Below are 21,899 nucleotides of genomic sequence, written 5' to 3' on the forward strand. Positions count from 1 at the left end.
AGGAAGTGGGCGTATCCTGCCTGTATTCGCCAAACGTCTGTAGTAGGCTCTGGCACATATATTTCATACGCCACACGCATGAATGACCTCGCCACCGGCGCTGATCGCCTGGATCTGCTGCGCACCTTCCTGCGCATCGTCGATGCCGGCAGCCTGTCTGCTGCGGCCCTGCAGCTGGGCACCACCCAGCCGACGGTCAGCCGACGCCTGCAGGCACTGGAGCGGCAGCTCGGCCTGCGTCTGCTGCAGCGCTCCACCCATGGCCTGCAACTGACCGAGGACGGCCTGCGCTGCCAGCGTCATGCGCAGCGCGTGGTCGACGAATGGGAGTCGCTGCAGGCCGAGCTGAACGGCGAACCGGAAACGCTGCGCGGACGCCTGCGGGTGATGGTGCCGCACGCCTTTGGCCAGGCGCAGCTGCTGCCTACCATGCTCGCATTCCTCGCCCAGCACCCGCAGCTGAGCCTGGAGTGGATCCTTGAAGATCGTCGCCCGGATTTCATCGCAGAAGGCATCGACTGCGCGGTGCGGGTGGGCCCTGTCGACGAACCGCGCATGGTTGCACTGCCGCTCGCAGAAGTGCCGCGCATCGTCGTGGCAGCGCCCTCGCTGGTGGACGCCACGGCGGTCAGTACGCCGGAACAGGCACAGTCACTGCCGTGGATCTCGCTGGTCACCTACTACCGCGAACGCCTGCTGCTGCATGATGCGCAGGGCCGGGCGCATACGCTGTCAATCAGCCCGCGCCTGCTCAGCGATAACCTGTTCGTGGTACAGCAGGCTGCGCGCGCCGGGCTGGGCGCAGCGGTGGTCTCGGCCTGGCTGGTGGCCGACGACCTCGCACAAGGGCGGCTGGTGCAGCTGCTGCCGGACTGGCAGGCACCGGCACTGCCGGTACACGTCGTGTTTCCTGCCGCGCGCCAGCAGCCGCCACGGCTGCGCGCCTTCATCGATGCGATGAAGGCCGCACTGCCGCAGTTGCACGGCATGCGGCCGGCACCGCGCTAGGTCACCGGCCCCATCATCCACGCATGGCGTGGATTTCGTTCAAGACCACAGGGTCAGAGCCCTTCCCGTTGAGAAGGGATCCGACCCTGTCGATCATTGCGCCTTCGCAGCCTCGGCATTCCACGCCGCGACCTTGGCCTTGGTGTCGGCCAGCATCTTGTCCAGCGCGGCGCGGTCATACACGTGGCCGCGCAGGATCACGCTGTCGATCTTCTCGGTGGCGGCGATGTCCTGCAGTGGGTTGGCGGTCAGCAGCACCAGGTCGGCGGCCTTGCCCCGCGCGACATCACCGTAACGGTCCATCTGGCCGAACCAGGCCGGGCCGGAACGGGTTGCGGCCGACAGCGCCTGCGGCGCGCTCAGGCCCTCCTTCACGAACAGCTGCAGTTCCTGGTGCAGGGCGATGCCCGGGAAGTTGAACGAGTTGAGGAAGCCCGCATCGGTGCCGGCAATGATCGTCACGCCCGCCTCCTGCAGCAACGGCAGCACGGCCGCCACCTGGTGGTACTGCGCGTGGCGCGCCTCGATCTGTGCCGGCGTCGCCTTCGCGGCGCGGTCCACGCGCCACTGGTAGGTCGCGCGCAGGCCCGGGCCGATGTAGGCCAGGTACGGATCGTTGGCGTGGTCATCCTGGTCCAGGAAATCGAGGATACGGCCACCGTTGAGGGTCGGGGTCACGAATACGCCGCGCTTGGCGAAATCACGGTAGGCGTGCATCGCGGTGTCACGGTCGAAGCTGGCGTCGAGGCGGCGATTGGCTTCCGCGCGGTCGATGCGGCCGGCGCCGAAGTCGGCGGCGATCTTCGCTTCGTCCTTGCTGCCGGCCTTGAATGCGTAGTCCAGGTGCTCGATCGAGGCCAGGCCGGCATCGACCGCCTGCTCCACCGTCAGCGCCATCGGAATGTGGCCCGAGGCCTTGAAGCCGGCCTTGCGCGCTGCGCTGGCCGAATACAGGAACAGATCCGGCTTCAGCGTGCTGTCGGTGATCTTCACGAAATCGACCTTATCGTGCTGCAGTCGGGTGATCGCCTTGTCGACGTCGGCCTCGCTACCCACTTCGATCGTGCCCTTCCAGACCGGCTTGATGCCTTCGATCTTCGCGCCCGAGCTGAGCAGGCGCGGGCCGAACAGCGTGCCCCTGGCGATCTCACCACGCCACTGCAGCACCTGCTCGGGCAGATCGCCGGAACAGTCACGCACGGTGGTGATGCCGTGCGCGATGTACAGCGGCAGCAGCGCCTTGTTCTCTTCGATCAGCGCCGGGCCGCCACCGAAGTGCACATGCATGTCCCACAGGCCCGGGATCAGGTATTTGCCCTTGGCATCGATCTGGCGGGCCGCGCTCCACTGGCCGCGCAGCTGCGCGTCCGGGCCCACCGCGACGATGTCCTCGCCGCGGATCACCACGCTCTGCCCGGCCCGCGCGCTGGCGTGCTCGACGTCGACCACGATGGCATTGCGGATCAGCAGGTCGGCGCGCTCGGCAGCAGATGCCGACAGCGGCGCCACCGCAAGAAGGATGGCAAGGGACAACGGGCGGGAACGGAACATGATGGACAGCATCCTGGTAGGCACGGCCAGCGTGCGGGTGGAAGGAGTAGCGGTTCAGCGCGCCGCGCCGTGCTGGCGCAGCAGGGTTTCAATGCCGGCATAGCCACGCCGGCGCGCGTGCGCCAGTGGCGTTACGCCATCGCCGTCGGCCAGCTCCGGGTCGGCACCGGCCTCCAGCAACAGCTGCACGATCTGCACATGGCGTTCACCACCGTCGCCAAGCAGGATCGCTTCCAGCAGCGCGGTCCAGTGCAGGCGGTTGACGTGGTCCACCGCCACACCTGCACGCAGCAGCATGCGCACGGTGGTGACGTGGCCGCGCTCGGCGGCCGGAATCAACGCAGTGCCCCCATAGCGGTTGGTGCTGCGCAGATCGGCGCCGTGCGCCAGGGTCATCGCCAGGATCTCATCCAGGCCGCGCGCGCCGGCATACAGGTAGGCACTGTCCTGCAGCGCATCCTTGGCATTGACGTCCGCCCCGGCCTCGATCAGTTCGCGCGCGGCATCCACGTTGTTGCCCTGCGTGGCCAGCAGCAGCGCCGTGCGGCCCTGGCCATCGCGCGCCTCAAGATCAGCACCATCGGCCAGTGCGCCGCGCACCGCCTCGGCATCGCCGCGGCTGGCGGCATCACGCAGGCGCGCGTCTGCGTCGGCTCTGGAGCTGGCAGTGCAGGCAGGGGTGACCATGGCCAGCAGACACAACAACAGCACGCGCGTGAACGGTGCAGGCCAGCCAGCAGGGCAATGGAAGCGCATCACGGTGTCTCCTTTTCTCGATCGCCGCAGCGAGATGGTCGCAGGGGCCGCGCATTGCCGGCCCCTGCCCCGCATGGTAGAAGTCGGCCTGGGTATCCAGAAGTGAAATGTTCAAATGCAAGACAGTGCCAAATCGAATAGAACCCTGTTCGAACTGGACCTGCTGCGGGCGCTGGTGATGGTGGCCGACTGCGGCAGCTTCACCACGGCGGCCACGCGCCTGCATTCGACGCAGTCCACGGTCAGCCAGAAGGTACGGCGGCTGGAGGAACTGGCCGGGCATCGCCTGCTCGAGCGCGGCCACCGCGATGTACACCCCACCGACGCCGGCCACACCCTGCTCGGCTATGCGCGGCGCATGCTCGACCTGAACGAGGAAATGGCACAGGCGCTGGCCGGCGCGACGGTGGAAACTGCGGTCCGCATCGGCGTACCCGAAGACTTCGTCAACCCGCAGACCACCCGCATGCTGGCCGCCTTCAGCCGCCGCCACCCGCAGGTGAAGCTGGAGATCAGCAGCGGCCTGAGCCGTGACCTGGCCCAGGGCTTCGACCACGGCGAGCTGGACCTGGTGCTGGTCAAGCAACGCCGCAACAGCCGCCAGGCGGTGCATTGCCGGCACGAGCCGATGCACTGGATCGACAGCCTGCGCAGCAGCTGCCTGCAGCAGGACCCGCTGCCGCTGGTCACCTTCCCGCCGCGAGGGCTGTACCGCGACGAGATGATCCACGCCGTGGAAGCGCTGGGCCTGCGCTGGCGCATTGCCTTCACCAGTTCGTCGCTGAGTGGCATCCAGGGCGCGGTGGCTGATGGCATCGGCGTCAGCCTGCTGCCGCGCCGCGCGTTCACGCGCGAGCACCGCATCATCGATGGCGAGCGCGGGCTGCCGGTGATCGACAACTACGAAATCGGTCTGCTGCATCGTGCCGATGCCGATGATGCGGTGCGGGCACTGGCCAGCGAGCTGTGGCGGCAGGTACAGCGCGAACCGGACTGACCACGATAGATCCACGCCACGCGTGGATGCCTTTCGCGCATTGATCATCGATATCTGATCAATCTTGCCGCACGGCGGGAATCATCGCCTCGTACAGTGCCCCCTGCTTCCGTGCTCCACGGCGCCTCGCCATGTCCGACCAACCCCCGACCCGATTCGATCCCCTGCCTGCAGCCCTGCAGACGCACCTGCAGCACCAACGTGCACGGATCGCCTCACGCGTGGCCGCCAGCTTCCCGACGTTGCCGGTGCAATGGCCGCTGGCCGCCAGCACATTGCAGCGCGTGGTCGATGCCGAACTGATCGATCGTGACGACTGCGGCGGCTGGGAAGCGCTGGGCGTGGCGTTCGGTGACATTCTGGCCCAGCGCGTGCCGGGCCTGGCCTGGATGCAGGTCACCGATGCCTGGGGCATCGATGCGGTGCTGCGCTATGCCGACAGCAGCCTGCAGATCGGCGCCAGCACCCTGCTGCTCAAGCGCGTGGAGCAGGGCGAGGTCATCGACATCGCCCATCTGCTGGCGTGGCTGGAAGAATTCGTCGCTACCCGCGCCGACGATTACGCCTGAAAGCCGCCGGGCATGGCTCGGTGCTACAGAGGTTGGCGCGGCCTGGATCTACAGCCAGCGGCCGTCCACCACCACGCGTCGCTCCACCGGCACTGCGGCCACGGCCGCCGGACCGTGATCGGCGCGCACCGCCACGAAGGTGGCCGGCAGGCCTTCGGCAATGCCGTGCTGCGGCAGCCCGATCACCTGCGCGGCGTGGGTGGTGACCATGTCCAGCGCCAGCATCAGGTCGGCATCGGTGTAGAAGCCCGAGCGGTAGCCCAGCAGCATCGCCCGCTGCAGCAGATCGCCGTTGCCGTACGGCCACCAGCAGTCACGGATGTTGTCATTGCCAGCGAACACGCGCACGCCGGCATCATGCAGCGCACGCAGCGGCGGGAACGGATGATCCCCCGGCGCGTTGCTCATGATCGCTACGCCCGCCGTCGCCAGCGCCTCGCCCACCTGCACCGCGCGCGCCAGCGGCACTTCGCCCAGCGAGTAGGCATGACTGACCGCCACCCGCCCCTGCAGGCCAGCGGCCCGGGTCCGCGCGGCAATGCGCAGCAACTGGGCCAGTCCGGTTTCGCCGGGCTCGTGCAGGTGGATGTCCAGGCGCACGCCATAGCGCTCGGCCAGGCCGAACAGCAGTGCCAGTTGGCCTTCGGCATCGCCATCCAGCGTGGTCGGGTCGATGCCTCCCAGCACCTCCACGCCCGCTGCAAGGGCCTGCTCAAGCACGGCGGCGGTACCCGGACAGGACATCACCCCGGCCTGCGGGAACGCTACCAGCTGGATGCGCATGAGGCCGGCACAGCGGAGCGAGGCCTCGCGTACCGCCTCGAGATGACGCAGGCCCGTGCTGCCGTCGATGTCGACGTGGCAGCGCATGGCCACCGTGCCGAAGCTGCTGCACTGGCGGATCAATGCCTCGGCACGGTCCACCATCGGCGCGGCACCCGCTACCGCGGCCTTCTCCACCGCCAGCCGCTCACGCAGGCTGTTCACCGGCTGATGCGGGTGCCAGCGGTCGCCGACAAAACTCTTGTCCAGATGGATGTGGCCGTCGACCAGCCCGGGCAGGACCGCGAAGCCCTGCAGGTCGACGCATTCCGCCCCGTCGGCCGGCGAGGCCTCGCCATTGAGGCCGCTGATGCGGCCATCACGGATATGGAAATGCAGCGGCGCACCGTTGCGGTCGACACCGCCATGGACGAACTGGAGGGTCATCGGGAACTCCTGGAATGCCAAGACTGCCGCCATCGTGCGCCCCGCTGCACCCATCGACCAACGAAATATCTGGATGGCACGCATTCACCAGGACGATGATTGCGCCTGCGACAACCGGTCGCAGCCACGCCGTGCACACCCCTGAACAGGTAACATGGGCGCCTGTTTCCGTTGTGATGCCGCATGGGCCCGTCCGACCGCCACGATCGTCTCCGCCGCTGGCAGGCCGCATCCCTGCTTGCCGCCGCCCCGATCGCCAGCCTGTCCGCCACTGATGCTGCGGCCGCTGCACCGCTGCAGTCGCCGCCGGGCCAGCAGCGCATCGCACCGGCTGCACTGGTCGAGCGCCTGCACCAGCGCGTGCTGTCCGGGCAGAGCGCCACCGCCACGCTGGAACACTGGTGCGCCGAACATGGGCTGGCCGAACAAGCCCGGGTGCGCGCGGTGCGCGTGCACGGCCAGGACAAGCCTGCCCCCGCCGACGTTCTGCAGGCGCTGGGCGCGACGCCGGGTACCGAACTGCGCTATCGCCGCGTACAGCTGGTCTGCGGCAGCCGCGTGCTGTCCGAGGCCGACAACTGGTACCTGCCTGGCCACCTCAGCCCGGCCATGAACCAGGTGCTGGACAGCACCGACGAACCGTTCGGTCGCGTGGTCGGCCCGCTCGGTTTCCAGCGCCAGACCCTGGCTGACCAGACGTTCTGGCCGCCGCGGGGCGAAGGCGATCACGGCGTGATCCTCGAGGTGCGTGCCTTGTTGCGCGACCGCCAGCAGCAGCCTTTCAGCTACGTCATCGAGTCGTACCTGCAACAGGCGCTGCCCTAGGCGACCGCGCGCGCCATCACCGCGGTGTCTAGACAGCAGAAGGCCCGGCATTGCCGGGCCTTCTGTCTGCCCGCCCGGTCAGCGGAACCGGTAGTCCAGCTGCAGCCAGTATTGGCGGCCATACGGGTCGTAGTTGCCGACCGGGTAGAACGGCCAGCCGCCCCCGTTCCTGTCTGCCGGCGGGCGGCTGTCACGCAGGTTGTTGACGATCACGCCCACCGACAGGTTCTCGCCGAACTGGCGGAACACGCTGGCGTTGTAGGTCATGTACGGCGCGATGCGGCCACTGCCATCGGTCTTCGGCAGTGAACCGAAACGATTGCCGTACAGCGTGGTGGTCCAGTCACCCTGGTTCCAGGTGATGCTGCCATTGGCCTTGCTGCGCCACTGGTAATCATCCAGCGAATTGCGGATGTCACGCTCCGGATCATCGGAGAACTGCCGGTACTTGTGCTCCAGCACCACGGTGTAGGCCAGGCGCGTGGTGAAGCGGCCATAGCGGCCGGCATCGAAACGCCAGTTGCCTTTCAGGTCCAGGCCACGCACCGATTCGGAGGCCGCGTTGATCGGATTGATCAGCACGCGGGTCACCTGGTCCGGCTGCACCGTGGCGTTGGACGGATTGCGGATCACCCGCGACAGTGCGTCCTGGCACAGCGGTGAACCGATATCGCGCGCTTCGCCGCCCAGCGTGCGGCCCAGGCGGCAATCGGCCTCGTCACGCAGGATACGGCTGGTATCGAGGCTGGTCACCTCGTTGTCGATGCGGATGTCGTAGTAGTCGGCGCTGAAATCCAGCCCGGACAGCGGCGACCAGACCACGCCGAAGCCGTACGACTTTGCGGTTTCCGGCTGCAACTGTGCGTTGGCGCGGTTGCTGTAGTCGATCGACAGGCCGTTGTAGTCGCAGTTGTCGTACGACTGGCCTGCAGTACGGCAGCGCCAGTAATCGGTCATGCCCGGGTTGTAGCCGCGGGTCTCGGTGGCGAACACGTAGTTCATGTCCGGCGCACGGAAGCTGGTCGCGGCAGAGCCGCGGATCAACAGGCTCTCGATCGGGCGGAACTCGACGCCGAAGCTCCAGGTCGCCTTGCCGATGTGCTCGCCGCCTGCGCGGTACTGGTCGTAGCGGCCGGCCAGCGTGGTGGTCAGCGATTGCAGCAACGGCAACTGCAGTTCAACGCCGGCCGCATAGCGATCGCGATCACCGCCGGCACCGATACCGGCGCTGGTGTTCCAGAACTCGCCGGTGCCCAGCCGCGGGTCCGGGCGGTTGCGGTAGCCCTGGCTGCCGGCCTCGACCACTGCGGCCAGCGCAGCATCGCCGCCCGGCAGTGCGAACAGGCGGCCATTGACACTGGCACTGAAGGTCTGCAGCCACGCCGCGTTGCGACTTTCCTGATAGTCGGACAGGCCCGCATACTCGTTCGGAGTCAAAGGCTTGAACAGGCGCACCGGGTCCGGCGCATAGACCTCCACGCCATTGCGCACGCCCAGCTTCGGGCCCAGCAGGTACTCGTTGATGCCGGCCAGCAGCACCGGGCGACGGGTTCGGTTCTCGTAGCGCGACCGGCTGTAGACCGCCTCGTAGTCCCAGCCGCTGTCGCCGATCTGGCCGCGTGCGCCCACGTTGAACGACCACGAGTTCTCCAGGAACCGATTGGCATTGCGCGGCAGGCCACCGATTTCTTCCGGCGCGAAGCGGCGGTACCAGCTCTCCAGGTTTCCGCTGTTCTGGTTGTAGAAGTAGTTGCGTGAGGACGTCCAGGTCGGCGCGCGCGTGTTGTTGTAGATGCGCGCGCTGCCCACGGCGACATCGGCGAACAGGTCGGTGGTGTCGTTGACGTGGAAGGTCAACAGGCCATAGCCATTGAGGTTGCGCTTCTGGGTCTGCATGGTCCAGTAGCTGGCGGCGGCCTCGTTGCTGCCGCAGTACCAGCCCTGGCGCGGGTTGTTGGCACGGAACACGCTGCCGCCATAAATGCCCGACGCTGCGTCGCAGCCGCTCACGCCCGGATCGATGTTGCGGCCGGTGGCAGCATTGCGGCGATAGGCGATCGCGGTCGCCTGCGGCGCCTTGCCGGCCGGATCATCGTCCAGTGAATCCATGAAGTCGCGTTGGCGCGCGTGGATCGCCTTGCGCACGTCGAACTCGAAGCCGAACAGCGCATCCCAACGCTCGCCGGAACTGCCACCGACCACCTGCGCGCGCTGGTTGTCACCCCCGCCCTGCTGGGTGCCGCCGGCGCGCACGTTCACGTCCACGCCTTCAAAGCGGTCCTTGAGGATGATGTTGACCACGCCGGCGATGGCATCGGAGCCATACACCGCCGACGCACCCGCGGCGAGCACCTCGATGCGCTCGATCAGGGCGCTGGGAATGTTGGCGAGGTTGACCACGTTCACCGAGCCCTCGTAGGCCAGCGGGTAGTCGGCCTGGCGGCGGCCGTTGACCAGCACCAGCGTGCGGTTCGGACCCAGTCCACGCAGGTTGATGGTGTTGGCGGCCGGCGTGAACGTATTGCCGAAGTCCTCGCCCTGCACGTTGCCGGTGTTCTCGGTCAGCGCGCTCAGCGCGTCGAAGGCATTGCGGTAGCCCTGCGCATCGATCTGCTCGCGGCTGATCACCGTCACTGGCGAGGACCCCTCGACACTGGCACGGGGAATGCGCGAGCCGGTGACCTTCACTTCCTGCAATGTGGTGGGTGCGCTTTCCTGCGCGAAGGCCGGCAGCGAGACCAGCATCAGGGACGACAGCGCGAGCACCAGCGGACGCGGGCGCAACGCCTTGTAGGAGGCGGACATGGGCTTCCTGGGGGAGTGGGCGGGTGTACGGGGGAGCCGTGGCCTGTGCGGCACATAACGATCCCGTAACGAAAGTGTCCTGAATGGGTGGTTTCAACGGAAATGACCAGCCCTGATGGGCTTATGCCTGAACCGAATCAGACGGACCCACGGCACCGCCACACTTTTGCAATGAATTGCATGGTCTGGCGCGCTTCCGATACGCATCGTGCATGGATGACCAACCGCGCCACCTACACTCACCTCGCCCCGCTGCGCCCCGTCCTGCGCCGCCACCTGCTGCACCTCCAGGCAACGCCCATCACCCTGCGTTCCTTCCAGCGCACCGATCTGCCGCGCTGGCGCACCTTCGACGACCGTCGCCAGCGCGGCCAACGGCCTTCCTACGGCATTGATGAAGAGGCCCGCTTCCTCGCCAGCGTCCATCGTTCACGCCTACAGGAAGACAACGATCTGCTGGTACTGGGCGTGTTCGACGACGCGCAGGGCATCCTGCACGACCAACTGCATGTCCGCCTGCAGTCACTGCATTCGCGCTGCGCAGAACTGCAGTCGCTGCAGCACCGCAACGCCCATCCACAGGCCGCACTGCGCGCGCTGTGCCCGTTCCTGTTCGACAATGTCGGCCTGCATCGCATCTTCGTACTGCTGCCACCGGGTTGCACCACCCCTTTCGCCCAGGCACTGCAGGCCCTGGGCTTCATGCGTGAAGGCATCCTGCGCGACTTCCACCTGGACGCCGAGGGATGGCATGACCGCCAGTTGCTGGCGCTTACCGCGCCAGCGTGGCGCAGCCACCTGCAGCGGATCGGCTAGCGCACCCGCTCCAGTGCCGCACCCGCGCCGGTCAGCACCGTGCAGGCGTGATCCTGCAGTTCTTCGCCGCTGGCATCGTTGCCGCTGGCGGCATCCACGCGGGTGGCCAGCAGGATGAAGCCGGGGCCACCCTGCACGTCATCGCGTCCGGCCACCACCAGGCTCCACTGGCCCACATCGCCTACGCCGCTCAGGCCATAGGCCAGCAGGTTGAGCGGATTGGCGGTCATTTCCGCACCGGGCAACAGATAGGCCTGGTACTGATGCCCGCGCAGAAGCACCGGCAACGGTGACCAGCGTGGCCCCAGGGCGCCGGCGTGTGCATCCAGGGCCTGCAGCACGTCCGTGCGCAGGCAATCGACATGGATATGCAACTGGTGCTGCGACCGTCCGTGCGGTGAATTCAGCGCCAGGCTGGCTACGTTGCGCGGTAATGGCTGGCCCAGGGCCTGTTCGGTGCGCGCGCGCGCCTGCCAGGCGGCCGCGAAATAGTTGGGCGCCCCACGCTGGTAAAGACCGCGGTTCTCGATGCCACTTACCTTGTCCAGCGGCATCAGCAGGAACTGGTAGTCACCGTGTGCATCCTTGACCAGCACGTCACGGCGGCCGGCCGCCGTCTCCACCCGCAGGCAGCTGCCGCGCGGGCCGTCAGCTGCCTGGCAGTCACGCTCGATCAGGCGCCACAGCGCATCGGAATGGGCGGGCGGCGGAGGCGGCGCGCTCGCACAGGCGGACAACAGCAGCAGCGGCGACAGCAGCAACGAGCGCAGGGACACGGCGGCGACTCACGGAACAGGCACGGCAGGCGGCGCCGCACTGCATTCTAGCCAGCGCGGTGCTGCAATCAGTAGGTGCCGAACGGCACTTCAACCACGATCGGAGCCACGCCCTCGCCCGCCTGCAGGGTGTAGCGGTCCAGTGCGCCATCATCTTCGGCGTGCGGCTGGCGCTGGAAATGCAGGGGATAACGGTCATCACCCAGGCGCACGGCGCTGCCATCGGCCTCCAGCGCGGCACCTTCGGGAATCAGCAGCCCCCCCAGGTCGCTGTAGGCCCCCGGCACATCGGTGAAACCATAGTCAGCCAGTTCATCCACGCGCTGCATCGCATAGACGTGCGGCAGGTAGGGGCGTGCCGGGCTGCGGCCATTGCTGAGGTCGGTCACCCAGGCCTGTGGCAGGTGGTATTGCTCGCGCAGTGCGGCCACGCCCAGCGACGGGCTGGCCACCTGCAGGCAGCACACCGCGCGCTTGCCCTCACGATCGACAATGGCGAATCGATCGCCGCGGGTGGCGGCCTGCGGCAGCATCGCGAACGCCAGGTTGCGCTGGGCGGGTGCGTAGCCTGCCTCGGTCTGCAGGTTGCGCCAGGCACCGAACACCGGCGCTTCCGCAGCGGCGTCCGGCGTCGGCTCGATGGCAGAGGCGGCAAACGCCACGCCCAGCACCGACACTGCCAGTACTCTTCTCGCCCTGCGCTTGTCGCGCAAACTGCCTGCCGTCATAGCGTATCCAACACCTGCACCGGAATGGCCCGGCCTGCCCGCTGGCGTGCTGCCAGCCATCCCTCCCACTATGCAATGACCACGCTGTGCCGGCAATGACCGGAGTGCTGACGCCTTTCGCGCGACGGGTGCTATCGTTCCACCATCTTCCCTGCGCAGGAGCGCTCGCATGTCCGCCTTCCGTCTGTCCCTGTTACTGCCTGCGTCGGCCCTGCTGCTGTCGGCCTGCGTCAGCACCCCTGGCCCGCAGGTCAAGGGTACCGGCCACTGCGATGCCAGCCAGCTGGGCTGGGCAATCGGCCAGCCGGCCAACGAACCCAACATCCGCCGCCTGTCCAGCGAGAGCGGCGCCGGCCTGGTCAACCCGATCGGCCCCAGCACCATCACCACGAAGGACATCCGCCAGGATCGCCTGCGCGTGTACGTGGACAAGGACAACATCATCACCGCTACCCGTTGCGAGTAAGCGCCGCCTCAGTTTTTGTAGAGCCGAGCCCACGCTCGGTTGCTCTGCGGTCGGGCCACGCGAGAACCCGAGTCGAGCATGGCTCGGCTCTCCAGGGCTCAGGGTTCGGTATACCCCGCGCAGTCCGGCAGCGCCTGGTCGGGGTGGAACACCCCATCATTGAAGCGGAACAGCCGCGTGTAGCTGCATGCCGGGTCCTGCTCGGTGCGCAGGTCCTTCTTCTTCAGCGGGCCCTTGGCCAGCGAATCCTCGAAACGCGAAACGCCCGCCGGAAAGCGGGTTGCCACCGTCTGGTAGCGCAGCACCGGCATGCCCTCGGCCACCGGATCCAGCCCGAGCCTGGCCGAGAACCCGTATTCGTCGTGGCAGGCGCCTGCGCGCTGCTTCATGTCCTGCTCGCTGAAACACGCACGGATCATCGCATTGCCCAGCCATGGCACCGTCAGCACGTCGTCGTCCACCTGGATGTCGTCCTGCAGGTGGCGCACGCGTGCCAACTGCAGCGTGGACGCGTCGGCACCTCCACCGGAGTACATGGTGCTGAACTTGACGATGCCGCCTACCAGCACATTCTGGTGGGCGCGCTGCTGCGGGTCGGTCACCGGCTCATCGCTGCCGATACCCGGAGCCAGGCGCACGATCCACGGCCACAGCGACAGCTCGCTTTCCTGCGGCACGTCGATGCTGACGTGGTAGGTATGCGCTTCGCTTTCGCCGGCCACCCGTTCAGAGACTTCCAGCGTCGTTGGCCGATCACCGTCCTCGGCCACCAGTTGCACACGCACGCACCAGACACGATCAAGCGTGCAGTACTGCGTGCGTACTTCGCCCTGCCCGCCCTGTTCCAGCACCTGCCCCAGCGGTTCCATCACGTTGCCGGCGGCATCGCGCTGCTGCGGCAGGATAGAAGACTGCGCCAGCACCAGCAGCGGGGTCGCCAGCAATGCAGCGCACAGGGCGGCGCGGACGGGAATGGAAGGCATGGGCGGCTCCTGTGGCTGGGATTCCGATGGTAACCGTTACCCGGACGGCGGCGGACCTGCCCGGCATCGCCCTTGTAGCGTCGAGCCACGCTCGACTGCCCTGTCCGTCCTCAATGCCCACTGCAATCGCAGCTGCCCCACCCCTTCGCCTTCGACGTCTGGCCAATACCCGGGTTGAAGGTATTGCTCGGGTCCAGCTGCCGGTAGAAACCTGCCAACGCCGGCTTGGCCGGGTACAGGTGGCCGACGTTGTGCTCGGCCGGATACTCGGCGCCACGCTGGTCCAGCAGCGCCCACATCGCATGCTCGATCGCCACCGGGTCTTCGCCCTTGCGCGCGATGTAGTCCTGGTGGAACACGTGGCACAGGAAGTGGCCGTAGTACAGCTTGTGCAGCAGGCGGCCGTCGATATCGGCCGGCAACTGCTCGAACCAATCCGTATCGTCGCGGCGCAATGCGATATCCAGCGCGACGATGTCCTGCACCTGCTCACGATGCACTTCACGATAGCGGACTGCCGCACCGGCCACCGCGAAGCGATGCAGGAACGCCTTGCGTCCCTCCTCGGCCGTGCAGTGGAAATAGCCGCCTTCGTGCCCGGCGAAGAACCCGCGCAACCAGGCCTCGGTTTCCGCAGCGTCCTGGGCAGAGACCTTCAGCAACAGGTGATGCTCGTAGCGTTGCCGGAACTCGCCCATGCGCTTTGGCAGGTGCGAGGGCAGCAGGCCGGTCAGCACCTGCATCACCCGGTCGGTCACCCCGCGCAGGCCCAGCCGTTCGAACCAGCCATCGACGCGGCTCTTCAATGCGAACGCCGCGGGCACACGGGAGGTACCGAGGCGATCGATCAGCAGGAAGCTGTCCTTGCCGTAGCGCTCGCCGATGTCATAGGCATCGCGGTGAATGTACTCGCCCGCGATCGGCAGGCGCTCGAAGCCGGTCAGCAGCTGGCGACGGATCGCGGTGAGGCTGTCGGTGCGATTGCTGCCGATATAGAAGACCTCGGCAGCCTCCTTCTCGAAGGTGTCCAGGCGCACCGCGAACACTGCCAGCTTGCCGGCAGATCCCGCTGCCTCGAAGTGGCGGCTGGGATCCGCATTGAAGCGTGCGGGAGTATCGGCACCGACTTTGCGTACTTCCTCGGCATAGCGTGGATCGGAAGCCGCACGGCCGTCGCCATCGCCCACGTCGGCGGCCGTGTAGTCACCGGCCTGCAGGCGCTGCAGGATCTGCTCGGGCGTATCACCCAGCGCGATGCCCAGATGGTTGACCAGCTGCAACTGGCCCTGCGCATCGACCTGCGCATACAGCGCCAGCTCGGTGTAGGCCGGGCCACGTCGCACCAGCGCGCCACCGGAGTTGTTGCAGATGCCGCCCAGCACCGAGGCACCGATGCAGGACGAGCCGATCACCGAATGCGGTTCGCGACCCAGCGGGGCCAGCGTCTGCTCCAGGCGGTCCAGCGTGGCACCGGGCAGGCACAGCACCTGGCGGCCTTCGTTCAACAACTGGATGCCGGTCAGGCGCAGCGTGTTGACCAGCACGATCGGCCGGCCATAGTCATCGCCGTCCGGGGTCGAGCCGCCGGTCAGGCCGGTGTTGGCCGCCTGCAGGATGATCGCCGCGCCGCCCTGCACCGCTGCCTGCAGCACGCGCCACAGTTCCAGCAGCGTCCCCGGGCGCACCACCGCCAGCACTGGGCCATCGCCGAAACGGTAGCCGCGGCGGAAGCGGCGCGTAGCCTTGTCGCCGGTCATTACATGGCGATTGCCGACCGCATCGCGCAACTGTGCCAGCACGGCGTCGTGGCCGCTCATGGCAGGCTGACCAGCGAGTCGCGGCCGATGTCGGCGATGCGGCGCGCACCGGTCAGGGTCATCGCCACGCGCATTTCCTTGGCGATCAGGTCCAGCAGGTTGGCCACGCCGGCCTCGCCCTGCGCGGCCAGCGCATAGATGAAGGCGCGGCCCAGCAGCACGGTATCGGCCCCCAGCGCCAACATGCGCACCACGTCCAGGCCAGTGCGGATGCCGGAATCGGCGAGGATCTTCAGGTCGCCCTGCACCGCATCGGCGATGGCCGGCAACGCACGTGCGGTGGACAGCACGCCGTCCAGCTGGCGGCCACCGTGATTGGAGACCACGATGCCATCGGCACCGAACTTCACCGCATCACGCGCGTCATCCGGGTCGAGGATGCCCTTGATCACCATCGGGCCCTTCCAGAATTCGCGGATCCACTCCAGGTCCTTCCACGAAATGGAGGGATCGAAGTTGCTGCCCAGCCAACCGATGTAATCCTCCAGCCCGGTCGGGTTGCCGCGGTAGGTGGAGATGTTGCCGAGGTCATGCGGGCGGCCGAACAGGCCCACGTCCCACGCCCAGTGCGGATGGGTGATGGCCTGGCCGATACGGCGCAGCGAGGCATTCGGGCCGCTCATGCCCGAGTGTGCATCGCGGTAGCGCGCGCCCGGCACCGGCATGTCCACGGTGAACACCAGCGTGGTCACGCCGGCGGCCTGCGCCCGCTCCAGCGCGTTGCGCATGAAGCCACGGTCACGCAGCACGTACAGCTGGAACCACATCGGCCGCTGGATGGCCGGTGCCACTTCCTCGATCGGGCACACCGACACCGTGGACAGGGTGAACGGGATGCCGCGGCTGTCGGCCGCGCGCGCCGCCTGTACCTCGCCGCGCCGCGCATACATTCCGGTCAGGCCGACCGGCGCCAGCGCCACCGGCATCGCCAGTTTTTCGCCGAACAGCTGGGTTTCCAGGCTCAGGTCGGACATGTTGCGCAGGATGCGCTGGCGCAGCGCGATGTCGGACAGGTCGGAAACGTTGCGCTTCAGCGTGTGCTCGGCATACGCGCCGCCATCGATGTAGTGGAACAGGAACGGCGGCAGCCGGCGTTCGGCAGCAGCACGGTAATCGGTGGAGGCGGAGATGATCATGGGGTCAACCGTGGGGGGAAGGCAGGCGCGAGGCCCGCGCACGCCGGGCTTCGTTGTCATCGAGGGTGCGCAGCGTGGTGTGCACGAACTCGAGGTGGGCATGCGCGGCGGCGCGCGCGCGTTCGGGGTCGCCGGCCAGCACCGCATCCATCATCTCGCGGTGCTGGTCGGACAGCGGCGAGAAGGTCTTCGCCGAGGTGTAGAGCTTTTCGCGGCTCTGCGAGATGTTGGTCTGCAGCAGTTCGAACAGCCCGCGCATCACCTGCAGCAGCACCAGGTTGTGCGAGGCCTCGGCGATGGACAGGTGGAAGGCCGCGTCGGCCTCCGCCTCGCCGGTGGGGTCGTCCTTGCCGTGCGCGTCCATCATGGTCTGGAAGGCCTGTGCGATGCGCGCGCGGTCCTCGTCGGTGGCACGCAGCGCCGCATGCCAAGCGGTGGCACCTTCCAGCGCGTGGCGGATCTCCAGCACGTCGAAGCGGTATTCCGGGTCGCCCTGGAACAGCGGCAGGTACGGCGCCAGCGGTTCATCCAGCGCCTGCCGCGCGCGTGCCGCAGGCTCGGCCACGTAGGTGCCGCCACCGACCCGTGCGGTCAACAGGCCCTGGCTGGCCAGCTGCGCGATGGCCTCGCGCAGCGCGGTGCGCGAGACCCCCAGCTGCACCGCCAGGGTGCGCTCGGCCGGCAGCCGGTCGCCCGGCCGCAGCTGTTGTTCCTGCACCAGGCCGCGCAGCTGCGCAGCCACCTTGTCCGAAATACGTTGCGTGCTCATGGCGCCATTGTGGCCCGAAGCGCGCAGCGGGTGGTCGGCCAGCCGCGCATGGCTCAGGGAATCATCCAGGTCAGCCAGTAAGCCTGGGCCAGGGTGATCAGGCCGACCATCGTGGTGAAGATCAGGCTGTGCTTGACCGTGAAGCGGAACAGATCCGACTCCTTGCCGGCCAGGCCGACCGCCGCGCAGGCAATGGCGATCGACTGCGGTGAGATCATCTTGCCGGTGACACCGCCGGTGGTGTTGGCCGCTACCAGCAGCACGTCGGACACGCCGATCTGCTGTGCGGTGGTGGCCTGCAGTGCCGAGAACAAGGCATTGGACGAGGTATCCGAACCGGTCAGGAACACGCCCAGCCAGCCCAGGAACGGTGAGAAGAACGGGAACGCGTCGCCGGTATGCGCCAGTGCCAGGGCCAACGTGGCAGACAGTCCCGAGTAGTTGGCGATGAAGGCGAACGCCAGCACCATGCCAATCGAGTAGATCGGCATGCGCAGCTCACGCACGGTCTCGCCGAAGGTCTGCAGCGCCGAACGTGCAGGCATGCGCAGCACGATGATGGCAATCACCCCGGCCAGGATGATCGAGGTACCGGTGGCCGAGAACCAGTCGAACTTGTAGATGGCGTCATAGCTCAGCGGCGCATCCACGATCGGTGGCATCTTCTGCACCAGCTGGTCCAGGCCCGGCACTGGGATCTTCAGCACCCAGCCTTCCAGCGGACCGCCCGCCGCGAACAGCGACTTGAACGGCTTGATGCTCCACAGCGTGACCATCGCGGTGAGGATCAGGAACGGCGACCATGCCCTGGCGATCTGGCCGACGCTGTGGCGCGGTGCCTCCAGTGCCTGTGCGGCCGCCTCGGCGCTGGTTTCGGTGTCGAAACGGAAGATCCGCACCGGCTTCCAGCGGCGCAGGAACAGGGTCAGGCACACCAGCGACGCGAGCGACGCGGTGATGTCCGGTAGTTCCGGGCCGATGAAATTGGAGGTCAGGTACTGCGCGATGGCGAACGAACCACCCGCAACCAGCACCGCCGGCCAGGTCTCCTTGATACCGCGCCAACCATCCATGATCGCCATGATCCAGAACAGCACGATGATGGTCAGGAACGGCAACTGGCGGCCGGCCATCTGGCCGATCTCGAATGCGTCCAGGCCGGTGACCTGCCCGGCCACGATGATCGGAATGCCCATCGCGCCGAACGCTACCGGCGCGGTGTTGACGATCAGGCACAGGCCGGCGGCATACAGCGGCTTGAAGCCCAGCCCGACCAGCAACGCTGCGGTGATCGCGACCGGCGCACCGAAACCGGCTGCCCCTTCCAGGAAGGCGCCAAAAGCGAAGCCGACCATCAGCATCTGCAGGCGCTGATCTTCGGTCACCGAGAGGATCGAGGCCCGGATGATGTCGAACTGCCCGGTCTTGACCGAAACTTTGTAGAGGAACACCGCACCGATGATGATCCACGCGATGGGCCACAGGCCGTAGACGAAACCGAAGCCGGCCGCGCCCAGCGCCTGGGGCACCGGCATGCGGTAGAACAACAGGGCCACGCTGAGTGCGATGGCCACGGTGATCGTGCCGGCCAGCCAGCCCTTCATGCGCAGCACTGCCAGGGCAACGAAGAAGAACGCGATCGGCAGCAGCGCGATCAGGCTCGACAACCACAGGTTGCCGGCGGGGTCGTACAGGTGTTGCCAGGGCTGCATGAAGACTCTCGACTGGAAACGGAAGGAGCCCACCGCAGGCGGTGGGTCGCCGTGGCCGTCGATCATTGGTATTACCATTAATGATCGAGATCAGACCACTTGCAGCGGATTTAACCGCCTCTCCGACGAAGAGCCTATTAGACCATAGGGCTAGCCTTCATATTGGTCCGACCATTAGAGCCATTATGGTGCCGGCCGCTGGCCGACAACTCGACCTTCCCTACGAGATCCGTTTCTCCAACCGCCGCATCACCGCCAGCACCAGCACGCACAGCACGCTGACCCCGATCGCGATCACGTACTTGCTGATCCCCACCGCAATCCCGATCGCCGCCGCCATGATCAGCGAACTGGCCGTGGTCAAGCCGCTGACCTGGTCCTCGCGTGAGCCGCGCAGAATGGTGCCAGCGGCCACGAAGCCGACACAGGCCACCACCGCTTCGATCAGGCGCACCGGATCAACCTGCAGCAGATCGCGGTAACGCTCCTGCTGGAAATGCTCGGCCACCGAGTCGCCGAGACCGACGATCAATGCCGCCGCTCCGGCAATGAGCATGTGCGTACGCAGGCCGGCGGCGTGCTTGCCCATTTCCCGCTCGACACCGAGCACACCGCCGAACAGCATCGCTGCGGCTACGCGCAGCAGGATCGAGACATCCTGGGTGAGTTCCATGGGCAGGCTCCGGGTATTTCCCCGAGCGTCGCGTGGCATGCGTGGCACAGAGGTGAAGACCACCCCACAGTGCGTTCACCCGGTAGCGCCGGGCGATGCCCGGCGACGCCGCAACCCGCGTTCAGCGCATCACTGCGCGAGGTAGCCACCATCGATGGCGTAGTACGTGCCGGTCGCGAACGAGGCATCGTCGCTGGCCAGCCAGGCTACCAATGCGGCTACTTCCTCCGGCGTACCCAGCCGCTTCAACGCGTGCCGCCCTTCCAGCGTGGCGCGCACCTTCGGGTCCATCTTCTCCAGCAGCGGTGTGCTGATGAAGCCCGGGCCGACCGCGTTGACACGAATGCCGTCGGCCGCATGCTCCCAGGCGGCGGTCTGGGTCAGCCCGACCACGCCGTGCTTGGCCGCCACGTACGCAGTGGAACCGGCATAGCCCACCTGGCCCAGGATCGAGGCCATGTTGATGATGCTGCCGCCCGTGCCGGCCGCGCGCATGGCCTGGATCTGCGCACGCTGGCACAGGAACACGCTGGTGAGGTTGACATCGATCACGCGCTGCCAGCCATCAATCGGATAGTCGCCGCTGCTGGCCGCCGGCCCGCTGATGCCGGCGTTGTTGACCGCCACGTGCAGGCCGTCGAGTTCCTTGATGGTGCGCTGCACCGCTGCCTCCACCGCCGCGTCGTCGGTGACGTCCAGCGCGATGCCGATGGCCTGTGTGCCGGTGCTGCGCAACTGCGCCACGGTGGCATCCACTGCATCCTGCTTGAGGTCCCAGACCGAGATACGGGCACCGGATGTGGCCAGTGTCTGGGCCACGGCCAGGCCGATGCCCGACACGCCGCCGGTCACGATCGCGGTCTTGCCGGTCAACTGGTAATCAATCATCTCCATTCTCCATCGGTGGGGGTATCAAAGTGGCCTGCAACAGCCAACCCACCCACCCTACGCGCACGCCCGTGATGGTCGGGCTGACATCGCATCTCCAGATCGTTCCAGCCATGAAACCTCAACCGCAGTTTATGTATGGAACTACGTACGGATATGCGTGCAGAACGCCGGCGTATGTTCTTCGGCATTTTCACTTTGGCCGTAATCGCCAATCGTTTTGACCTTATCGAAGTCAAAAGCGCGCGAATCGCGGCGACAATGGGAAACGCTTCCAGATTCTTCGACACATTCAATTCAACCTGTGTTTGCGCAGAGCGATGTCCCGATATTTCACTTTTGCTGATTACCGCCAGTTCGGCGAACGCCATGGCTACGACTACCGGATCGAAGGGAGTGAACTGCGCGACGACCAATGGGCAGGGCGTGGCGACGTCCACGAACAGTCACTGCGCGGTGGCCTGGGCCTGATCGCCTCGGACGTGCACAACCGGTTCACCTACACGGCCACCGCTGTGCACGGTGCCGGCCTGACCATCCGCCTGATGCTTCAGGGCGAAGTGGATGTCCAGTTTCCTCGTCGCAAGGGGTTCACCCTGCGCGCCGGCACAGGCATGACCACCAGCCACCATGAACCTGTGTCGATGGCCGGGCTGCATCCCGGTGGCAGCCACCTGCGCGGGGTCAGCTTGAGCGTACCGGCCGATCTGGACGTGGACATGCTGCGCCTGCCGGCACTGCAACGGGTCCTTCATTCCCCTCTGCAGTGCCGCCACTGGGCCATTCCGCATGCCTTGCTGCCGACGCTCGCCCAATTGTTCGACAGCCCCTGGCAGGACGACATCGATGCGCTGTGGCGCGAAGGCGTGGCCCTGCAGGTGTTGGCCGTCGGCCTGCAGGCCGAGGATATGCAGACCGAGCATATACGCACGCTGCGCGCCGGCCAGCGCGAGCGGCTGGAGCGAGTGCGCAGCTATCTGCATGACGACCCCAGCCATGCCCACAGCCTGATCGAACTGGCCCAGCTGGCCTGCATGAGCCCCAGCTCCTTGCGCCGCCATTTTGCCCAGCAATATGGAAGCTCGGTGTTCGACTACCTGCATGAGCAGCGCATGCGCCATGCCGAACAGGGCCTGCGCGAAAACGGATGGACCGTCGAGCAGGCTGCCGCCGCCAGCGGCTACCGCCACCCCAGCAACTTCGCCGCCGCGTTCCGCAAGCGCTTCGGCCTGGTCCCCAGCCGCTGGCGTACGGGCCCCTCGAAGGTCGGCTGAAAGCCTCTGCCCGGTAGGTGTCGACCTTGGTCGATCGGCATGCCATGGCCCAGCTTTGGTAGGTGTCGACCTTGGTCGACACGCTCCTGCGCCATCGCCGATGCCGGCCAGCGGCCGGCACTACCACACCCGCCTAAATCA

At 66.9% G+C, this 21,899-nt stretch carries 20 protein-coding genes; 7 read left to right on the plus strand and 13 right to left on the minus strand.

The features are described 5' to 3' along the window. The first annotated feature begins 78 nt into the window (after positions 1-78). Positions 79-1,008, plus strand: a complete 930-nt coding sequence (locus tag ACS0OT_RS11810) for a LysR family transcriptional regulator (protein WP_005417015.1) — start codon at positions 79-81, stop codon at positions 1,006-1,008. A gap of 93 nt (positions 1,009-1,101) precedes the next feature. Here ACS0OT_RS11810 and ACS0OT_RS11815 read toward each other — a convergent pair whose 3' ends face one another. After that, positions 1,102-2,559, minus strand: a complete 1,458-nt coding sequence (locus tag ACS0OT_RS11815; RefSeq protein ID WP_164093505.1) for an amidohydrolase family protein — start codon at positions 2,557-2,559, stop codon at positions 1,102-1,104. A gap of 54 nt (positions 2,560-2,613) precedes the next feature. Further along, on the minus strand, positions 2,614-3,315 hold the full coding sequence (locus ACS0OT_RS11820) for an ankyrin repeat domain-containing protein (RefSeq protein WP_442255827.1): 702 nt from the start codon (positions 3,313-3,315) through the stop codon (positions 2,614-2,616). Between the two features lie 115 nt (positions 3,316-3,430). Between ACS0OT_RS11820 and ACS0OT_RS11825 the strand changes: the two genes are divergently transcribed. Both ACS0OT_RS11825 and ACS0OT_RS11830 read left to right on the plus strand, forming a co-directional pair. Beyond that, a complete protein-coding gene (locus ACS0OT_RS11825) occupies positions 3,431-4,312 on the plus strand; it encodes a LysR substrate-binding domain-containing protein (protein ID WP_329888981.1) in 882 nt (293 codons plus the stop codon). 131 nt (positions 4,313-4,443) lie between these two features. Continuing rightward, positions 4,444-4,881, plus strand: a complete 438-nt coding sequence (locus ACS0OT_RS11830; protein WP_005417026.1) for a DUF3806 domain-containing protein — start codon at positions 4,444-4,446, stop codon at positions 4,879-4,881. A gap of 48 nt (positions 4,882-4,929) precedes the next feature. On the opposite strand, the gene ACS0OT_RS11835 is transcribed toward ACS0OT_RS11830, so the two are convergent. Continuing rightward, positions 4,930-6,090, minus strand: a complete 1,161-nt coding sequence (locus tag ACS0OT_RS11835; protein WP_065196118.1) for an amidohydrolase family protein — start codon at positions 6,088-6,090, stop codon at positions 4,930-4,932. A 183-nt stretch (positions 6,091-6,273) separates the two neighbouring features. Between ACS0OT_RS11835 and ACS0OT_RS11840 the strand changes: the two genes are divergently transcribed. After that, positions 6,274-6,915, plus strand: a complete 642-nt coding sequence (locus ACS0OT_RS11840; protein WP_005417028.1) for a hypothetical protein — start codon at positions 6,274-6,276, stop codon at positions 6,913-6,915. Positions 6,916-6,993: 78 nt separating this feature from the next. Here ACS0OT_RS11840 and ACS0OT_RS11845 read toward each other — a convergent pair whose 3' ends face one another. Next, positions 6,994-9,720: a TonB-dependent receptor plug domain-containing protein gene (locus tag ACS0OT_RS11845; RefSeq protein ID WP_442255828.1), complete on the minus strand. Its 2,727-nt coding sequence runs from the start codon at positions 9,718-9,720 to the stop codon at positions 6,994-6,996. Between the two features lie 180 nt (positions 9,721-9,900). Between ACS0OT_RS11845 and ACS0OT_RS11850 the strand changes: the two genes are divergently transcribed. Further along, entirely contained in the window at positions 9,901-10,536 is a 636-nt protein-coding gene (locus ACS0OT_RS11850; RefSeq protein ID WP_065185742.1) for a GNAT family N-acetyltransferase, read from the plus strand. Here ACS0OT_RS11850 and ACS0OT_RS11855 read toward each other — a convergent pair. Beyond that, a complete protein-coding gene (locus ACS0OT_RS11855) occupies positions 10,533-11,312 on the minus strand; it encodes a CDP-diacylglycerol diphosphatase (RefSeq protein ID WP_139727263.1) in 780 nt (259 codons plus the stop codon). The two genes, ACS0OT_RS11850 and ACS0OT_RS11855, sit on opposite strands and share 4 nt — an antisense overlap. Positions 11,313-11,380: 68 nt before the next feature. Further along, the gene (locus tag ACS0OT_RS11860) at positions 11,381-12,040 is read right to left on the minus strand and encodes a hypothetical protein (protein WP_032954259.1); all 660 of its coding nucleotides are present in this window, start codon (positions 12,038-12,040) and stop codon (positions 11,381-11,383) included. Positions 12,041-12,209: 169 nt separating this feature from the next. On the opposite strand from ACS0OT_RS11860, the gene ACS0OT_RS11865 reads away from it, so the two are divergent. Beyond that, on the plus strand, positions 12,210-12,506 hold the full coding sequence (locus tag ACS0OT_RS11865) for a hypothetical protein (protein WP_005417035.1): 297 nt from the start codon (positions 12,210-12,212) through the stop codon (positions 12,504-12,506). Between the two features lie 98 nt (positions 12,507-12,604). Here the strand turns inward: ACS0OT_RS11865 and ACS0OT_RS11870 are convergent, their stop codons facing one another. From ACS0OT_RS11870 to ACS0OT_RS11900, 7 genes are all read right to left on the minus strand, one after another. Then, entirely contained in the window at positions 12,605-13,489 is an 885-nt protein-coding gene (locus ACS0OT_RS11870) for a hypothetical protein (RefSeq protein ID WP_065178495.1), read from the minus strand. Between the two features lie 110 nt (positions 13,490-13,599). After that, complete coding sequence (gene dld, locus ACS0OT_RS11875; protein ID WP_005417037.1) at positions 13,600-15,306, minus strand: D-lactate dehydrogenase; 1,707 nt, start codon at positions 15,304-15,306, stop codon at positions 13,600-13,602. Further along, a complete protein-coding gene (lldD, locus tag ACS0OT_RS11880) occupies positions 15,303-16,442 on the minus strand; it encodes an FMN-dependent L-lactate dehydrogenase LldD (RefSeq protein ID WP_065178497.1) in 1,140 nt (379 codons plus the stop codon). Before lldD ends, dld begins: the two co-directional genes overlap by 4 nt. A 4-nt stretch (positions 16,443-16,446) precedes the next feature. Further along, positions 16,447-17,211, minus strand: a complete 765-nt coding sequence (gene lldR, locus ACS0OT_RS11885) for a transcriptional regulator LldR (protein WP_065185747.1) — start codon at positions 17,209-17,211, stop codon at positions 16,447-16,449. A gap of 53 nt (positions 17,212-17,264) precedes the next feature. Beyond that, the gene (gene lldP, locus ACS0OT_RS11890; protein WP_053499572.1) at positions 17,265-18,923 is read right to left on the minus strand and encodes an L-lactate permease; all 1,659 of its coding nucleotides are present in this window, start codon (positions 18,921-18,923) and stop codon (positions 17,265-17,267) included. Positions 18,924-19,143: 220 nt separating this feature from the next. Further along, entirely contained in the window at positions 19,144-19,596 is a 453-nt protein-coding gene (locus ACS0OT_RS11895; protein WP_005413774.1) for an MgtC/SapB family protein, read from the minus strand. A gap of 129 nt (positions 19,597-19,725) precedes the next feature. Beyond that, the gene (locus ACS0OT_RS11900) at positions 19,726-20,484 is read right to left on the minus strand and encodes an SDR family NAD(P)-dependent oxidoreductase (RefSeq protein ID WP_065185748.1); all 759 of its coding nucleotides are present in this window, start codon (positions 20,482-20,484) and stop codon (positions 19,726-19,728) included. A 320-nt stretch (positions 20,485-20,804) separates the two neighbouring features. Here ACS0OT_RS11900 and ACS0OT_RS11905 point away from each other — a divergent pair, with 320 nt between their 5' ends. Next, entirely contained in the window at positions 20,805-21,758 is a 954-nt protein-coding gene (locus ACS0OT_RS11905; protein WP_053499560.1) for a helix-turn-helix transcriptional regulator, read from the plus strand. Positions 21,759-21,899 lie beyond the last annotated feature (141 nt).

The sequence above is a fragment of the Stenotrophomonas maltophilia group sp. RY12688 genome (genome assembly GCF_052149045.1).
Taxonomy (GTDB): domain Bacteria; phylum Pseudomonadota; class Gammaproteobacteria; order Xanthomonadales; family Xanthomonadaceae; genus Stenotrophomonas; species Stenotrophomonas sepilia.

Coding starts and splice junctions, on each gene's coding strand:
- ACS0OT_RS11810 (WP_005417015.1), top strand. CDS start 79: ATGAATGACCTCGCCACCGGCGCTGATCGCCTGGATCTGCTGCGCACC.
- ACS0OT_RS11815 (WP_164093505.1), bottom strand. CDS start 2,559: ATGTTCCGTTCCCGCCCGTTGTCCCTTGCCATCCTTCTTGCGGTGGCG.
- ACS0OT_RS11820 (WP_442255827.1), bottom strand. CDS start 3,315: ATGCGCTTCCATTGCCCTGCTGGCTGGCCTGCACCGTTCACGCGCGTG.
- ACS0OT_RS11825 (WP_329888981.1), top strand. CDS start 3,431: ATGCAAGACAGTGCCAAATCGAATAGAACCCTGTTCGAACTGGACCTG.
- ACS0OT_RS11830 (WP_005417026.1), top strand. CDS start 4,444: ATGTCCGACCAACCCCCGACCCGATTCGATCCCCTGCCTGCAGCCCTG.
- ACS0OT_RS11835 (WP_065196118.1), bottom strand. CDS start 6,090: ATGACCCTCCAGTTCGTCCATGGCGGTGTCGACCGCAACGGTGCGCCG.
- ACS0OT_RS11840 (WP_005417028.1), top strand. CDS start 6,274: ATGGGCCCGTCCGACCGCCACGATCGTCTCCGCCGCTGGCAGGCCGCA.
- ACS0OT_RS11845 (WP_442255828.1), bottom strand. CDS start 9,720: ATGTCCGCCTCCTACAAGGCGTTGCGCCCGCGTCCGCTGGTGCTCGCG.
- ACS0OT_RS11850 (WP_065185742.1), top strand. CDS start 9,901: ATGGTCTGGCGCGCTTCCGATACGCATCGTGCATGGATGACCAACCGC.
- ACS0OT_RS11860 (WP_032954259.1), bottom strand. CDS start 12,040: ATGACGGCAGGCAGTTTGCGCGACAAGCGCAGGGCGAGAAGAGTACTG.
- ACS0OT_RS11865 (WP_005417035.1), top strand. CDS start 12,210: ATGTCCGCCTTCCGTCTGTCCCTGTTACTGCCTGCGTCGGCCCTGCTG.
- ACS0OT_RS11870 (WP_065178495.1), bottom strand. CDS start 13,489: ATGCCTTCCATTCCCGTCCGCGCCGCCCTGTGCGCTGCATTGCTGGCG.
- dld (WP_005417037.1), bottom strand. CDS start 15,306: ATGAGCGGCCACGACGCCGTGCTGGCACAGTTGCGCGATGCGGTCGGC.
- lldD (WP_065178497.1), bottom strand. CDS start 16,442: ATGATCATCTCCGCCTCCACCGATTACCGTGCTGCTGCCGAACGCCGG.
- lldR (WP_065185747.1), bottom strand. CDS start 17,211: ATGAGCACGCAACGTATTTCGGACAAGGTGGCTGCGCAGCTGCGCGGC.
- lldP (WP_053499572.1), bottom strand. CDS start 18,923: ATGCAGCCCTGGCAACACCTGTACGACCCCGCCGGCAACCTGTGGTTG.
- ACS0OT_RS11895 (WP_005413774.1), bottom strand. CDS start 19,596: ATGGAACTCACCCAGGATGTCTCGATCCTGCTGCGCGTAGCCGCAGCG.
- ACS0OT_RS11900 (WP_065185748.1), bottom strand. CDS start 20,484: ATGATTGATTACCAGTTGACCGGCAAGACCGCGATCGTGACCGGCGGC.
- ACS0OT_RS11905 (WP_053499560.1), top strand. CDS start 20,805: ATGTCCCGATATTTCACTTTTGCTGATTACCGCCAGTTCGGCGAACGC.